This window comes from Prevotella sp. AM42-24, assembly GCF_003461825.1.
GTDB lineage: Bacteria > Bacteroidota > Bacteroidia > Bacteroidales > Bacteroidaceae > Prevotella > Prevotella hominis.
The window spans coordinates 1-17,081 of sequence record NZ_QTXV01000063.1 but is presented as its reverse complement, the minus strand read 5'-3'; the positions used below and the strand labels follow the sequence as shown (position 1 = coordinate 17,081).

At 35.7% G+C, this 17,081-nt stretch carries 12 protein-coding genes; all 12 read right to left on the bottom strand.

Annotated elements, in window-relative coordinates; translation table 11 throughout:
- Positions 1–1,159: 1,159 nt before the first annotated feature.
- The 12 genes from DW917_RS13860 to DW917_RS13805 all read right to left on the bottom strand — a co-directional run bounded on the left by DW917_RS13860 (position 1,160) and on the right by DW917_RS13805 (position 17,058).
- Entirely contained in the window at positions 1,160–1,705 is a 546-nt protein-coding gene (locus tag DW917_RS13860; RefSeq protein WP_118119649.1) for a hypothetical protein, read from the bottom strand.
- Positions 1,706–1,811: 106 nt separating this feature from the next.
- Complete coding sequence (locus tag DW917_RS13855) at positions 1,812–2,360, bottom strand: hypothetical protein (protein ID WP_118119647.1); 549 nt, start codon at positions 2,358–2,360, stop codon at positions 1,812–1,814.
- 169 nt (positions 2,361–2,529) lie between these two features.
- On the bottom strand, positions 2,530–2,823 hold the full coding sequence (locus DW917_RS13850; protein ID WP_118119645.1) for a RyR domain-containing protein: 294 nt from the start codon (positions 2,821–2,823) through the stop codon (positions 2,530–2,532).
- A gap of 75 nt (positions 2,824–2,898) precedes the next feature.
- Positions 2,899–5,883 carry a CHAT domain-containing protein gene (locus DW917_RS13845; RefSeq protein ID WP_118119643.1) on the bottom strand — a complete coding sequence of 995 codons (2,985 nt, stop codon included), beginning with the start codon at positions 5,881–5,883 and terminating at the stop codon, positions 2,899–2,901.
- A gap of 18 nt (positions 5,884–5,901) precedes the next feature.
- Entirely contained in the window at positions 5,902–8,772 is a 2,871-nt protein-coding gene (locus DW917_RS13840; protein ID WP_118119641.1) for a TIR domain-containing protein, read from the bottom strand.
- A 28-nt stretch (positions 8,773–8,800) separates the two neighbouring features.
- Positions 8,801–9,325: a hypothetical protein gene (locus tag DW917_RS13835; protein WP_134844601.1), complete on the bottom strand. Its 525-nt coding sequence runs from the start codon at positions 9,323–9,325 to the stop codon at positions 8,801–8,803.
- A 3-nt stretch (positions 9,326–9,328) separates the two neighbouring features.
- On the bottom strand, positions 9,329–12,571 hold the full coding sequence (locus DW917_RS13830; RefSeq protein WP_118119637.1) for a CHAT domain-containing protein: 3,243 nt from the start codon (positions 12,569–12,571) through the stop codon (positions 9,329–9,331).
- Positions 12,568–13,644 (bottom strand): hypothetical protein, encoded by a 1,077-nt coding sequence (locus DW917_RS13825; RefSeq protein WP_147344199.1) that lies wholly within the window; start codon positions 13,642–13,644, stop codon positions 12,568–12,570. The genes DW917_RS13830 and DW917_RS13825 overlap by 4 nt, the downstream gene beginning before the upstream one ends.
- Positions 13,645–13,647: 3 nt before the next feature.
- On the bottom strand, positions 13,648–14,286 hold the full coding sequence (locus tag DW917_RS13820; protein WP_118119633.1) for a hypothetical protein: 639 nt from the start codon (positions 14,284–14,286) through the stop codon (positions 13,648–13,650).
- Between the two features lie 5 nt (positions 14,287–14,291).
- A complete protein-coding gene (locus DW917_RS13815) occupies positions 14,292–15,761 on the bottom strand; it encodes an SUMF1/EgtB/PvdO family nonheme iron enzyme (RefSeq protein ID WP_118119630.1) in 1,470 nt (489 codons plus the stop codon).
- Complete coding sequence (locus DW917_RS13810; RefSeq protein ID WP_134844695.1) at positions 15,754–16,368, bottom strand: hypothetical protein; 615 nt, start codon at positions 16,366–16,368, stop codon at positions 15,754–15,756. Before DW917_RS13810 ends, DW917_RS13815 begins: the two co-directional genes overlap by 8 nt.
- Positions 16,369–16,539: 171 nt before the next feature.
- The gene (locus DW917_RS13805; RefSeq protein WP_199545567.1) at positions 16,540–17,058 is read right to left on the bottom strand and encodes a CHAT domain-containing protein; all 519 of its coding nucleotides are present in this window, start codon (positions 17,056–17,058) and stop codon (positions 16,540–16,542) included.
- Between the last annotated feature and the right edge of the window lie 23 nt (positions 17,059–17,081).

Genomic DNA, 17,081 nt, shown 5'->3' with positions numbered 1-17,081 from the left:
ATTTTAACATTTAATTACATATTGAGAGATAATTAATGCAATTGCACATTATAATATACATACGCACTCCTGCCTGTGCGCGCTGGTATGCACACACAGGCATAAACATCATATAATTGGAAATTTGAAAAGCGAAACGAGAAAAAACCGTCACCCTTCACCCTATCAATATAAATATCTGGCATACAGATAGTTATAGACAAAACAGCTAAAAGCCACCCTTCACCACCCTTCACCTCCCATCACCTCAATCTAAAAATCGCATTTACCCTAAAAACCTACTATGAAGACCAAAACTGGTCGTCTATTAAGACCAAAAGCAGTCGTCTATTAAGGCAAGCTTTGGTCTTAATAGACGACAGGATGGACACATAAGAGGAGGCTAAATCAGAAATCCAAACGTCTTTATTTTTTTACTTTTACATATTTCAAATGAAACGAAAAACCCGTCAATTAAAGCTGCAATTACCCATATTGTCATGAGTTGTTACGTTAATACTGTGAATCAAAGTGTATTATTAATAAAGTTTAAAGTGGTCAACTATATTTTTATAGTTTCTATCAGAATAATGCAATAGGCTTCAACTGCTTACGAAGCCGCTTTCATTGCTCTACGAAATAGGCTTCATTGACTATCGAAGCCGCTTTCATTTTTCAAGGCTTTTCTATTCAAAGTTTTCAATAGGGGTAGTTACTTAAAACCAAAAAGGGGCTAAAAACGGCAAAAAGATGAAGGGTAATGAAGGGTTAAATCGAATTTCCATTTTAAATTTTCTTCGCTATAAAGATTTTTCAAAAAGAAATCTACCACATCTATTTTCAAACAAAACATCTAAATATACTTTTACACAAAAACTACTACATACATTTCCTATAAAACCACTACAAACACTTCCTATAAAAAGGAAATGAGCGAACAGAATGCCAAGCAGATATTCCTGTTTCGCTAAGTTTGCAAAGTGCCTAAGGAAGGGCACTATTGTGCCAAGATAAGAGCACTTTTGTGCCCCCGAAAAGCGCAATGGTGCACAAGTCAGACACCACCCGTAAATCCGAAGCCCAGATTTCTATCTTTCAGAGATACGAGTCGCAAACAAGTCATTTGCACTTTATATTTGCGAAGCGTATGATCTTTAACACGCTATTGGCTTCATGCTCATTAAAAAGCTCTTCCGCGATTATAACATCCATAAAGTCGTAAGGCATAATCGTATTTCTCCCCATCATCCCATACAGGATAAGCCTCAATGGTTCCCGATTCAAGATCCAGGAGGAACACCTCGTCATCATAACCTTGCGAACAAGTCCAATAGGTAAGCTCTGGAGAAAGACCGAAGTTCTTGAGATTCTTTATAGCAATGGCGCTATCAAACTCCTCCCACTCCTCCATCCGATCATTAAAGCTGAGTTCTTCCCCATGCTGAACCTGAGTTTCTCCTAATCGGGATATAATCAATTTCCAGTCAGTCAAAGAAGGAATGCTCCAATGCAAATACCTATTGCCATGTTTCTGATCATACGCTTCAGCAATATCGATGATTTCCTGCAGGCTATAACTTTGAAAACTGTCGATATCAAAGACTGGCAAAAACCGGATTTGCTCATTAGTTTCATCAAAGATGACACCCAGAACCCGATCTTTATGGGATACGACATCACAAATCTGCCCATCCTTCATTAAATATTTTCCTATATGAGTCATCATATTCAAATACATTTAATCAATAGTTGTCATTTCCTTCTTTTGGGATTTATGATCATATAGAGGCAGAAGTAACCTCATTTCTATCGGAGAAACAGTAGCTTAGAAATTATTTCCCTTGCGAGGAAATCTTGCTTTTCCATAATGTTTCAAGTTCCTGCTTTTTGGGGTCTAAATAAGTCTTAGCATAACTAAGAATATAATATTCCGCATCTTCCTCATCCACATCGTCTTCAAAATCACAGGTGATAGAAAACCCCGTCTTGGCAATAGCAGGTTCAAAACCGGCACTATACCTTATTCTCTTTTCATTGGCATTTAATTCCTTACAGAACTCACGGGCCATATCAGCATGCAAATCATTAATGAGGACAGCCCCCAGAAGCGAAATGGCAAACTTACCATCTCGATGAGAAAACACCCTAACAACACCTTCCGGTAAAGCCAGATAAACTTCACCTGTACCATCCTCTTTGCATCCCCTTGTATCACATGCTAAATTTTCTTCCTCCGCCAATAATTTGGCGAGCAATACGAAGGAACGCCGGTTTCTTATCTCACGCTTGTAAGCACCCTTCTGAAAGTTGCTGAATATCCAGGAACAACCAAAGAAAAACGCACACCCTATTATTAAAAGCCAAAAATCAGTAGAAAACATAATATTTTTTGTTTCATAATCATTAATTAATAATATACTTGTGTTTAATACTCTGATTTTTCAAGTGCTACATTGACTAAAAACAATTTGGTAAAATTTGAAAGAAAATAATTACAAAGAAGAATACATGATATCATTTATTCTTGCTTTTTTACTTCAAAATGTTTCGTCAATCTTTAGAAATTTTAAATCCCAACGTCAAAATAAGTTTGATTGTTTCAATTGACGTATTTCGGTCGTATTCCTTTTCTTCCTCGCTCAAATCCTCATATGGGACAAGACAAGGATGTTTCTTTTCCGCATCATTGCGCTCTTCACCATACGTCCAGCCATCCTTCATCCGTCCAGATGCCCATACCTCATGCACATTCTTGGCAATATCTTCTGCCAAAGCTTGCAATTCCATGGGTAAACCAACATTTTTCGTGTCGATAGGATGTGGGGTGTAATTGTTCTTATTCATAGTTCACATTTTCTATTGATTACTATATGAAAGAGGAGAGATAACATGAAATCTATCGTTCAAACACAAAGTTTTTTAATCCAAAGCATCCAGCAAGATAAACGATGCCCAATATTTTGCATCTTTATATCCTTTAGCTCGTACATCCTGTTGCGCTTTTTTCAACGCCTCTCGTTTGCTCACACCAGACATGAGATACCTGTAGAAGCAAATCATAAGCTCGGCAGTGGAAGTATCATAAACATTCTTCAGACTCATCAATAGGGTATGGACACCTGCATTTTTAAAACCACGCTGTAAGCCGAAGACACCATCTGTACCCAACTTACCTAATCCTGTTTCACAAGCTGAAAGAGCCACAAGATCACACCCCCTTAGGTTCATCTTTGCCACTTCTGCAGCTGTAACGATACCCGTATCATCTAAATTGGCACCAGCAAAAGCAAGGATACTGTTCGACATTGCTTCCTGGTCAGTAACACCCTTTTGAACCCTATATGCACCATGAGTGGCAATATGAAGGATGTTCAGTTTCTTATCAGTCAACCCACAAAAAGCTTGTTTGCTTGCTTTTAGATCAGAAAATTCCACAACTTTTTGAATATTTCCATTCTTAAGTATTTTTTGTATCTCATCAATCTCACGTTTAGTATTATCCAAATTGCCGAACATGCCTACATCGCCATTACCACGCAGCTTTGCCAAGTCACACTTTACAGAGGAATTAATTGCATCTTCGTTGTAGTTAATGTCGCCAAATAGAACTGCATTACCTGCCTGTACTTGCTGATGATGATAGCAAAGTTCTTTGGTCGTGGAGAGGCGATAGACCTCCATCTGATTGCTTAGTGGTTTTCCGTCGTATATCAAATATTCTATGCCTATATTATTAAATATGTCATCTGCAGAGAAAAATAGTCGTTTCTTTCCAGACAAATATTTTCTAATTTTACCCCATACGAGATTATCTGAGGAGTCATAAATATGATCATCGTCAAGCATTTCCTTTGCCTCTGCCAAAGTACATATAGGAATCGCTACAGGAGTTTTACTATCTTTTGTCAGAATAATCGCCTCCATAAAGTTCTCGGTATCCAATACGCCTGTCTTAATGGCAGCAAACTCGATGGCTATATCGGTAGTAGCCAACAGCTTTTGCACATCTTTCCAGTTATATGAGATATAATTAGTGAAATCTGCGAACTCCGCACATTGCTTATAGAGCTGCAGTTGGAGTGTTTGATTCTTTTGGGACAATGTTAGTATTTTCTGCAAGTCGGCGTCGCTCTTGGCATTCTGGCGCAAATTGGAGATTTGGTTTGAGATGGACTTCGTTTGCTCGTAAAGTTCCTTCAACTTTTTGTCGCCATGTTGGGTAAGTACCTTTTCAAATTCAATGGACGAGTTCAAGAGAATACCTTTAAAAAGAAGTGCAGCATCATAAGCAATGGCAGATAACTCTGAGAAGAGTGAGGAATTATCCTGCGGAATCATGGTCAACAATTCCAAGAGTTCTTGGATATTATTGGTTTCTTCTTGCCAGGTCTGTATTCTCTCGCTTTCGCTTTGCATACGGAACTCCTCACGAACGGCATCTCTGATAGCTTCCAGATATTGCTTATAGTAAATGATTGCATTAGGGAAATCTTCCTTCATAGCATAGCAGCCTGCGATGGTGGCAAGTGAACGGGCATAAGTCAGCTTACCCAAATACTGGAGGGTCATCTGGAGGTTGTTCTTCTCGTCCTTAATGATGTTGTCCAACTTCTGGATTCTTTCCTTCTGCATGGCTTCATCCTTGTAATCCACCTCCTCTGATTTTCCTGCATATACATAACAGAGTTTCAGAGAGGATGCTGCCTCCGTGTAGTCTTGCGCCATGCCTTTCTCGTCGAATAGTTGCATGGCTTGCTTATGATGGACAATAGAAACATCATAGTCCTTGTTGAATTTCTCGGCTTTGGCAAGTCGAAGAATAGCTTTTGGATAATCCTCGCTGTTTTTATCATACCGTTCATAATAAGCAATTTGCTGGTTATAAGCCTCACAAGCCTTAGCATATTCCTTCATGGCAGAATACGCATTGCCGATACCTTTTTGGCAATCGGCAATCTTCTTTAAAGATGCATTCTTTAACGATGTATCTCCATTTGCAGAAGACTGATAAAACTCGATGACCACAGTAAAATTATCGATAGCTTGCTGATATTGCTTTCCAATATGACAATACAAGGCTGCCATGTAGAGTTGGTTGGCATAAGTTGCGTTCTTTCCTTGTGTTTTCTTGACAAGGTTGGCGGAAAGCGTTTCGTATTCACCTGCACTAACCCAGTCCTTGGTATTTGCCAAGAACTTGGCGTAAGCTTCGTATACTTCCGCCTTCACCTTATCATCTATGTTCATAGACAGCACTTGCATAAAACATTCCTTAGCCTTGGCTGTGTTGCCCTTAGAGGCATAATAGTTGGCTCTGCCCAACATGCACTTCGGCTCATTACAATCCTTAGTAAGTTCATGCTGGTTATGCTCTTCCGTCAACACCATGATACGTTGAAGATTGTTATTATCATTCCGGTCGCTATAAATCATGGCAAGCCATTGCAGGAGATTTTCATACATCTCAGTGAATTTCTCCACATGAAGCAATGCCTTCTCCCAATATGTGACAGCCCCATCTATATTATCGCTCAGATAATAAAAGCGTCCCATGTTGAGCGCATAAAGCCCATAGTTCTTATGCGGTCTGCCTTGCTTTTCCTTTAGTTTATCACAAAGCGTCATCGCCTGCTCTTGGTATTTCACAGCATTGGCATAATCTTTTTCCAATGCAAAGCTGAGAGCATAATTGTTGAGCGAAGTGATATAGTCTTCATTTACTTCACCGAACAATTTCTTGCGCATATCCAAGGCCTGCTTAGTATATCCGCGTCCTTCGCTTATTTTCCCTTCATTTACACATTGCTTACCCTTGTCATGGAGAGCTTGCGCCTCGGATGCGGATTGGGCATAAGTGGAGAGGGAGAGGGATAAAGCAAATATTGATAATATGATTTTGTGCATAGTCAAATATTGTAAAAGTTATATTTCTTCGAAATTATAGATGTCAATCATATTTTGCGGATAAGCAGCACGAGGCTTGATGCTTATAGGATAAATTTTCAATGTTGCTTCTTGTCTACTTAATTGTGGATATGCTCGCATTAAAGCATGTTCTGTTTCTTTCCACACATATTCACTTCTTGCAGCATTTGCCGACCAACACAAAATAAACAAGTCTGCATTATCTATATATCTGAAAATCTCTTCTTCATAAATATCACCTGCTGACAGTTTATCTTTATCAAAGAAGTAATCCGCTCCTTGAGCTTTATAAGCGAGAGCGATATGTTTCACTTGCTCTATATCTTGATGGGCATATGAAATAAATATTTTATTAAAAGTTCGAGCAATAACTTGAGGATTTAGCATTGTTGGTTGAGTATCGACTATTGCAGTCAAGAAGCGCATGTCTCCCGCTATATTACCATTGATAAACAAATTGACTTCACAGCTTAACTCTTCTACCTCCAAACTATTTGGCACAAGATAATCAAAACTACATTTTGTGAAACTACCTTGCCAAACAAGTTGCTTACGTTCATTATACAAGATATTTTCTCCATAAATATTTAGTTCAATATCAACCTTATCATTTCGTTTTAATTTGGTTAAAAGAGGTATATAGTCACGGCGTTCTGAATTTTTATCCGATTCAATCGCAAGAGACATAACCTTTTCAGTTTCTTCAATCAAGTGCAAATAAACCTGAACAACAAAATGACTCCCACGTTTTATCTCTGCCGGAGCAAAAACAGAACTATAAACATTATCTTCATGAGCCTCATTTTTTCTTCCGCAAAACAAACGACTCCAAAAAGAATTCTTCGAAGAATTCCGCTTTGGTTTAGGCTTTTGTGGTTGTGGAATATAGGTTTCTTGAGGTTTCCAAATATTGGATTTGCAATTGACTCCACCTGCAGTTACAGCAAAATCATTACCACAAAACTCTACTTGTGGAATAAAATTGCACATATCACTAGTTTCCTCTCTTTCTATACTTGTTAGCAAATCTTCCACTTCGCCATTCGAAACAAGGATATCAGGATTAGGAATACAAGTTGATGCAAAATCTACTGTTTGAATTAGAGAAAAATTATTACCACTAGCGTCTGCATCTCCATTACCGTCTATACTTAAAGCATTTTCAACCGTAGCCCATTCTTTATCTAATTTTCCAATTAACGTATCGGCAAATTCATGGTTACAAAAAACACTATCTTCAATATTTTCTAATTCATTAGGAAGCTCAATCGTATCTCCCTTGAATAGTATCGTATCTTGTGAAGTCGTTTTAATGTTTTCGATTTCCTCCCTAAAACATTGTAAGGACTGACTAAAACGAACAGAAGTATCGTAACTTAATGCTTGAAGGATTACTTTACCTAGTTTTTGCTCTGCATCATTTACTGAACTTTGCAATCGCACAGGAAGAGGCACGTTCTTACCACCAACACGAAGAGTCAAAGATTCCTTTCCATACTTTTGCCAAAGAGGAGGCAAAAGATTGTTTAGCATAAAATAGGCAACCATAGCGATTTCATATATAGCAGAAGCTTCTCCAAACTCTTGCTTTTTATATGTCTCTGGTGCCATATACCACTTGCTACCAACGCCTATAGCGACATCATTCCTTTGATTTTGACAAACACAACTACCAAAATCACCCAACTTATATATTCCCTTACCATCCCTATATATATTATTAAGGTGAATGTCTCTATATTGGATTCCATGATCAAGACATTCTTGAACACCATCTATCAAATCTAATATTAGCTGGCAGAATTTTGAGAAAGATAATTGATAATAATGACAAGACAATAGGTCTGAAAGAGGAGTTGCTTGTTCCATTATTATTCCTCGCCCATCCTCAGTCATACGATCTACCGATAAAACATGAGGTAAGTTCGCCAACTCTTGCATGACATAGAATTCATGATTTATCACTTCTTGGGGAATTTGCTTTCGAAAAGCCTTTACAACTTTTTGAGTAGCACATTTTTGATTCCATGTATAAACATCTGCAGTCGTTCCTATACCAGTCAAAACGTGACCTAGCTTTCTTTCTTCGTTTAACGGTATGCGAAGATGCTGCAAGCCAAAATAATCTATATGCGAAGAACAAACAGGCAAGTCCTTTTCATCTTCTATATATTCCGTGCTTCCTTTTTGTGATTCCTTAGAATCTTTTACTGTTTCAGAATCTACACAAAAATAATTGTAGTTTACCCCATCGGAACCAACAATAGGGTTGACTCCTGTACTTACAAGAATTTCCTTGTTCTTTGGTACAGCCAATGTCGGGTCTAAATGATACCATTTTCCCTCCAATTTTACCAAGAGCCAACAATGACGACTCAAACGCTCACTATTCTTCAACTTACCAAAAACAAGTTGACTTTCTATACCTAATAGCTTAAATAAATATTGAGCTGCTTTGGCGTATCCAGTACACACCGAATTACGATATACAAAAACACTATATATCGTTTGGTTGAAAGCAGAATAAATATTATAGTTACAATAAAGAGCCAACCATTTATAGACATACATGACTTGTTCTTCTTGTGTAAGCCTCTGCACGTCTAAAATGTGAAACTCATTAAGAATCACATTTTCAATTTGCCTTTTAACTTTTTTAGTCCGCTCTTTATTAATAGTATAGTGTAGCCTGAGCGTTCTAGCATCTTCATTATAATTCCAAATGTGAGAGAACCAAAATATATCAGGGTTATCCCTCATTATTTGACGAATAGCCATGTAAACATCGTTATCTGATGTTGCCAATGGCAATATTAACGATTCTTGGTGTCCAAGAATAGCATGATGAAGTTGTTGGTATATTGTCATTACTGTATATTATAAACGTCCTTAAAAACTACTTCCAATAGGTCATCACCCTATGATCAAAAAAACTGTTTTCACCACAATAAACCGTACGGGTATTCCAGTTTCCATGACTATCAAATTTATGATATTTAAATGTATATATAGCAGTTTGTTTAATATTTCCTTTTTCTAAGCTCTGAACTTCTTGATATACCGTTCCATCTGTATTGTATATATAATGTATAGTGAATAAACCTCCACCTATCTCAGTTCTACTTATTTCAACATTATTATTTTTATAAATAAACGTTGTTTCTCCAATATGTCCCAACAATAAAGATTTACATTTTATCAGATATCCATCCTTATTATAAACGGGACTGAAAATATCTTTTTTTCCTATTTTGCCATCTTTAGCGAATGTCACATATTCACTTCCTTCACTTCTTTTGTATGTTATAGACTTGACTGATCCCTTTACATTTTCAAGTAACATGTCATGGAATGATTGTGCAAAGGAGCAGTTTGCATACCATAGCATTATAATCGTAAAAAAAACTCTATTTATTTTCATAATCTAATCTATTATGGAAAATCCTGCCCAAAAATATGGTTGTTTATAAACCTTTGAAATATTACTCTGTGCCTTTTTAAGAGCAAGTCTTGGATGAATTCCTTGTATAATGAAATTGTAAAAACTTTGCATAAGCATAGCTGAAGCATCATCTGGAATTTGCCATAGACTAAAAACAATCGTACCTACACCTGCTTGTTTTAAGGCTTGTTTCAATCCGATTTCCCCACAAAAAGGATTAACAAATCCAAGTCCTGTTTCACAGGCAGAAAGTACCACCAAGTCGCACCCTTTTAAATTTAGCTGCGATAATTCAAAAGCACTCACGATACCATCTTCTAAGCCTTTTGGAATTGTTTCACCTCTCCAGGCCTTTTCTGCTCCAGCCAACAATAACCCGCTATGCAAAAGTGAAGTTTCTCTTTCATAACCTATCGTTTCTATATTCTCTAACAAATTCCTATGATGACGCTGATCGTCCGTTGTAGAAAGAAGAAAGCCATGTGTACTAATATGCAAGACCTGCGGAGGATTACCACTAAAAGCCTTTAAAGACTCCTCATTAGCATGACTTCCAACAAATAGCTTAACTTGTTTGGCATTTTTTTTCAATAAATCTTCTATATATAAAACTTCATTCAAACTACCTTGTAAAAAACCTTCTACTGCACCTCGATTATTAGGCTCATTTTCTAAAAGTTTTTGCAGCATCTCATTTGTTTGACCTTCATAAATTTTATATGTATTGGCAGCTTGGACAAATTCGTCCATACTTTCATCATAACTGACGCCACCATATATTGCAAATTTTCCATTGCAGTTAAACTGCTTTTTCTTTAAATCATTTATAACAGCCGTAGAGGAAACTTGATGCAAAGTATAGCTTTCATTTAATCTATGCTTACCATCTCCTAACAATTCAAAATTTATAAAACAAAGAAATCCTACAGGGGAATAATAAATAACATCATTTTTTTTTAAGTAAGGCTCTAATTTTTTAAATATAAGGTTATAAATGCCGTTATTTTTTGTTGAATATATGTTATTAATAAAATCTTTATCCGTATGAATTATGTTACGGAAAAGACTATCAATATTTTCTGTGTCACATAAATCTATATATATAGGACTTTGACTCTCTTTCCTTATTAATAAAACTCCATATCTAAGCGAGTTCCTTTCATAAAATTTTTCAGATGTAACAATGAATTCTAATGCAACATCATGTTCGCTAAGACTATCTTGTATATTCTTCCAAGAGTACTCTTGTAGAGACTCGTCTGATAAATTTTGCTTCACAAACAATGCATTATCATATGCTAACTGAGAGATTTCTGGTGATTGTTCAAACACTTTAAGCATATAATTATTCATGTACATTAAATCTTCTTTACAATCCTCCCACAAATTTTCTAAATTAATCTTATTAGAAGAACTACAAACTCTTTTTATTGTTTCATGTTTTTTATGATTGTACTCTTTAAGATAAAAAATTCCTTTTTGGTTTTTCTGCATACCACAACAACCAACAAGTATTTTTAACGCCAATTCTTTTTCAACTTCGTCTTTTCCTATCCGAAGAGTTGTTTTAAACAACTCAATTCCTTTTTCTAAATTATTATCTTGTATGTAAGAAAGACCCAAGATTCTTCGCACTTTATCCCATTGATTGCCTATATGACTTACAGAATTGTCACTATACACCTTTTCAAGTATCTTTTGTGCTTCAAATTTATATCCTAACCTAGCATAAATTCCCCCTATAATTCCTTGAAGCAGGTTTCTGTATAAAGAAAACTCATCAGAACCGAAAGTTTCAATAACCCTGTCACTAAATTCATCAACTAACAACTTTCCGTAAGCATAATCACCAAAATCTAAATACACATCTATTAATTCTCCAAGACAGTTATAATACTTCAAGCTATGATCTCCAGCTAATTCATACATTTTTTTTGCTTCATTTAGGTATTTTATAGCAAGCATATTATTTTTAGATGCATAATACACCATTCCTAATTTTTCTTTAAATATTCTTGAGGCATACAAATCAACTTTTGACATACACGTCACAAGGCTATCCGCTCGGGTTAAATACGAAATTGCAAACTGATAATTATGTGTAGAAGTCAGCATTTCTGCATAATTTGCCACAAGATCACAATATTCGGAAAGATTATAGTTATTGAGATTCCTTTCGTATGGAAGTACTGCATTTTGAAACAAACGATTTGCATTTGCGCAATTTCCAACAACAAGCTCAGAATATATCTGCTGATATTTTTTTTCATTTTCGGCAGATTGCGTTTCGCTTGAGACATTATCTATTTTTAATTGAACCTTAAAGTTATTAATAACACTTTGATAATTATCTATAAAAGATCTGTCCAAAGCATTAGGAGTCTTGCATAAGCTGTCCAACTCTACCACTAAATTCTTCGCTTCCAGAAAAAGTCCATTTTTTACAAACAATTCAAGTTTCGTCCCTTCTAAAAGTAAATATTGCTGACTTTTTACTGTATATGCATCTTTGACATTTTCCTCTATCTTATTGATTGTTGCTATAGCTTCTTTATAATTCCCTTGAAATGTATAACCTTGAACTATACTGTTACTTATCAACAAATAGTATTTATGTATGAAGGTTCCTCTGTAATTCAATTCTTCTTTGTGGGAAAGATCCAACGCTTTTTTCAGCAAGGCCAGACCTTGTGTTGTCTCATTTTTTTTAATAAAAGCTATTGATTGAAAATACTTACAAATTGAAAGAAAAAAATCATATTTCTCACTTTTTTCCACTGCTTTTGTGAGCTTTAGACATAATTCTTCAAATGCAGGCAATTCTCCACGACTATTATAATACTCAAATGCAGGCTCTACAGCATAGAAAAGGGACTCTGTAGCTCTCGGCATATGTTTACCATAATAGTCAAAAATAAAAGTAAGTAGTTCTTTTTCTTTACAACTACCTGTATAACAATAAATTTGAGATAACCATCTAAGAACTTTCCAAGAATCAAACGCTCTTTCGGCAAAGTTCATTGTTTCATTTTGTCTTAGAGCAGTAACATATTGCTCAAAATAAATTGTAGCTTTGTCTATGGAATCATAATTGTGTTCCATAGAATACACATAATTATGAAAACCTGTGTCTACAGCTTTTCGCAATTCCTCTTCACTATCATTTTCCTGTGCATTGATATCTATACAGCAGAACACTGTTAACAAAAAAAATAATACTTTCATAATTCCTCCTTACATTCGTTTATAAAATGGTTGATTTTCATTTCTATCTGAGGATATAACTTTTTGTTATTTTTTAGTTTGGCGATTTTCAAATATTCCAAAGCTTCCTTAAAGCGAGAACTTTCCATAAATCCATTTGCAATTCCCAGACAAAGAATAGATTCTGTTATGGTTTTATCTGGATATAAAGAATAGTATTTAACTGCGTGATGATAAAGATTCTGCAATTCATTTATTTTACCATAAACCGCATAATTGTACAAAAGATAATAATACGTATTGTAAAGACATATATCTTCATCAATAGAATATTTTTGGGCATTTTTCATTATATATTCACCAAGCCAAATTGCTTCCGGCAAATTACCTGCCCTAGACACCCATACATAATAGTCACTAAGAATTCTTAAATAGGAAGGATCGGTATCGGAGAAATCTTTCCTACTATAATGAAGCAATCTCAACATATTGTTTAATCGCTCATTGTATATCTCAACAGAATCAGGTTCAGTTGTTAGTATATTGTACCGAATACTAAGTTCTTGAGCTTTTAAATGAAACCGAAGTGGCATAATTGTATCTCCACGGTTTTCATAAGATTTTGCCAAATACGAAAATAAACCAGAGGAGAAAAAACAACTATCAACAACAGCTTGAGCCCTAACAAGTGCATGTGCTGCATACTTTTCGCCAATATAACATTGTTGCGTTTGCTCAAAAAGGCAGCATAAATCATATGTTGTTCCAAGGTATTCTTGATCAAGAAAGGCGTTAGGCGGATAGGCTTTTAAGGCATTTATAAAATTATCAATTGCTTCTTCGGTTTTATTATCATAAAAAGCGTAGATATCTCCCAAAGTTCTATAGTATTCATATTTATCATGCCAATTATCAGAGTTTGTTGCTTTGATTTTAATTTTGTCAAGCATTTGTCGAGCCATACCAATCTCATTTTTAATTATACATTGCTGTATAGTTAAAAATTCAATAACAAGGTTGTCTTCTTTATTCTCAGCTACAGACATTGTTGCAAAGAATACAAAAGATATCAAAATTACAAAATAGCGCTTCATCTTTTAATTACTAATTACCACAAAACTTACATCATTATTTCCACAATTGATAACTTCCACTTCCAACGTAGAGACGACATCTTGTGGTAATTTGATGATTCTTGTGCGGGCAGCTCTACCTCTCTTTACATCCTCTGTATCATTATACCACTTCTTCGCTCTCTTATCATAAATGCGAAGAGTAAGTTTGCCTCCTGGTTCAGAAATAACAGACAATTCTTCCAAACCTCTAGAAGGAAAAGAAAACTTTAAACTGCTTTTCTTTGCTACAACCAAAGTTTTCGTAAACAAGCCATTTGTTCCTGTTCCTCGTACCGCACGATTGTCAGAATACTTTTGCGCAAACTTACGAACATCACGACCAGCAATAAGTTCATCAACAAATTCTTCATCCCAGACAAAATATCCATTTAAAGATTTCGTTTTGGTAGATGTAACTCTGAGAGAACTGAAATCACCAGCCTTACAAGCTTTGAATGCAGCATTGGCACTTTTAAGACTTGATGTATTTCCTGCAGAAATTGCAGTACGAAGTGCCCAACAAGCATCGTATAGCTTTTGACTTTGCGCACTTAACTTTTGTTGTGCATTTGCTGAGATAGCCCATAATGCAACGAAGAAAACAACTAATAACTTTTTCATACTTATTATTTTTTGAAAATAATTCTTAATCCTATATTAGGTGATTTTTGATTCTTATCAGAAACTTCTCTATGATAAACAGTCAATTCATAAGGTTCACTCATATAGTTACCACCACGTATAATACTGTTGTTTTTATTATAGATAACATCAGAAATCGTGACTTTTTGAGTTGCCATATCCTTGTATAAGCGATGGATAGAGTCTGTCCACAAACACCATTCACTTACATTTCCACTCATGTCAAACAAATTGCAAGAATTGCAATGCATTCCACTATTGGTTGCATCACAAATATAGGGCTTGACAGATGAATTTTCTTTGTACCAAGCTACCTCTTTGATGTTGTTGCTCCCAGCATAGATTGTACCTTCAGGCATATTCCCACCACGTGCAGCATACTCCCACTCAGATTCCGTTGGTACACAAAAACTAATTCCCGTTAGATTATAAAGAGAATCGCAAAAAGCTTGGCATTCGGAAAGCGATATATTGGTCTTTGGAAGCAATGCATCTTTTTCATCAAAATCTTCTTCCATGATTTTACACCATTGAAATGTCGTCACTTCATACCTTCCCATATAGAATGATGTTACCGTTTGCTTGATAGGTGGAGTTTCCAAATCTTCTTCAACATCTTCACTATAAGTTCCATTAGACAGTAAAGAAGGTCCCATCATAAAACTTCCCCCTTCAACAAATTCCATCTTTTCCAATATGTCTTGGACTGCATGTAACTTTTCTATTGAAATATTAGGATTGAAGTTTGGGTTGAAATTCTTGTACTTCATATCCAACGAGTCGATTAAAGCAACTCGTGAATGTTCCAATTGGGCTTTTTGATAATGGAACCAACCACTCATGCCAACAAATGAAATTATAAATAGGAACAAAATTACAGCAAAACAAATCTTTTTATAGATAAAGTCAGACTTGCTCTTTAAATGCTTTCTAACTTTAGGCACTACATCTTTAAAAAGGGCATCAGGGCTTTCACTATAGAATACAGCTTCGTATGCCTTTATCCCAGCCATATCAGATGGAAGGTCTAGAGCTGCAAAATTAAAATCCTGAGAACGCTCGGGAACGACAGGAATAATATGTAAATCATGTCTCCTCAAAGCACGACCAATCTCTATGCGCACATAATCAATATTGGCATCTGGTCCCAGCTCATTGATTCGCCTAGCGAAAGCATCTTGCGACAGACTTGTTAGCTCATTATAAAATGCAATAGATTCTTTGCTTTTGTCTTCATTATTATAACAGAGAGAGTTTTTGCCAATAACAAGCAAAAAGTCCTTTACATGATCTATTCGTTCAATAAGTTGAACATTAAATTTTCCTGTAAGGTTTTCTCTATCAAAGCTTATTCTACCTTTATAATAAGGTTCCAACAAGTCTTTCAAATGCTCGGCTTTGTCACCAGCATCCTTTCTCCTATAACTGATAAATATGTCGTACTTATTACTCATTTTTCTCTTTCAATAATTCTTTCAGACGCTGATTAGGTATGTCTAGGTTGATGGATTTCTTAGATATGCTACCGATATAGGTATAACGAACCCCCAAACCCGCTTCTGCAAAAAGTTGCCACTGGTATTGGGTCGCCATGTCTGTATTGGCATAATTCTCGATGCCTTCCAAAGCCTTTTTACTTTGAAAGCCTGCCAGATTATATTGGTTTTCATCAACTTCGATAACTGTAACTATAAAGCCATCTTGCTTTTGCATATTTATGATGGTCATTCCTGCCATAAGTGTCACGGGTAATTGAGGCTTAGTCGCTTCCAATATCATATTGACCTTAACATCTAAAGACACGCCAGACTCCACACACTCTCTTAGCTCCGCAGGGGTAAATATGACTTCTCTGGAATCCCCTGTATTCTCGCTGACCATGGATACATGAAAATTCAAACCTAGTTCCGCAATTGTCTGAAATAGTTTTTTTGTATCATCCGAACCAGCTAACATCATCTTGATGTTATTCTTCAATTGTTCTTCGGATAATTGCATTTTTGACAAAGTATTACCAATGTCATTAATTTGAAATTTGCAAAAAACCTCTTTGTCTTTCATAGACATTGACTCCCATGTCATTGTTGGTCCCATTGACATCGGTAATTGAGAATTAATCTCAATAATTATATTTTCAAACTCTTCCCTACTGACGTCCTGTGAATAGGAACTTGAGACGCAAGCTAACAAAAATAGCCAAATAACAAACAATTTCCTCATAATTATTATTTTTTAATTCAAACCATCAAGCAAAACGAAAGATGCCCAATATTTCATATCATTCCATTTTCCACCCTCAGCATTTTTCAAATACTCTTGTGCATCCAATAAAGCTCTATTTTTAGAAAGACCATCTATCAATCCTTGATAAAAACGCACCATAAACAAAGTCGTGGCATGGTCATTCACTTTATTGAGAGTCATTAATATGCTATTAGCTCCAGCTTTTTTCACACCTCTCTGCAAACCAAACACGCCTTCACTACCAATATCCCCAAGTCCAGATTCACAAGCAGACATGACAACCATGTCTGTTTTTGACAAATCCAATGTTGACATTTCGTATGCAGTCAAGAAGCCATCATGATTACTGTCGGAATTTCCTTCTAACAACGTATTGTTGGCACCAGCAAAAACCATGGCCGATTTAGACAATACATTTTCCTCTGTACTCTGGTATTCTGCATGCTCCTCATCTTCATCATTTTCATCATAAGTTACTGGTTCTGCAGAACCTAAATTCCGCAGCATTTTAGTTTAACTTATTTTATAAG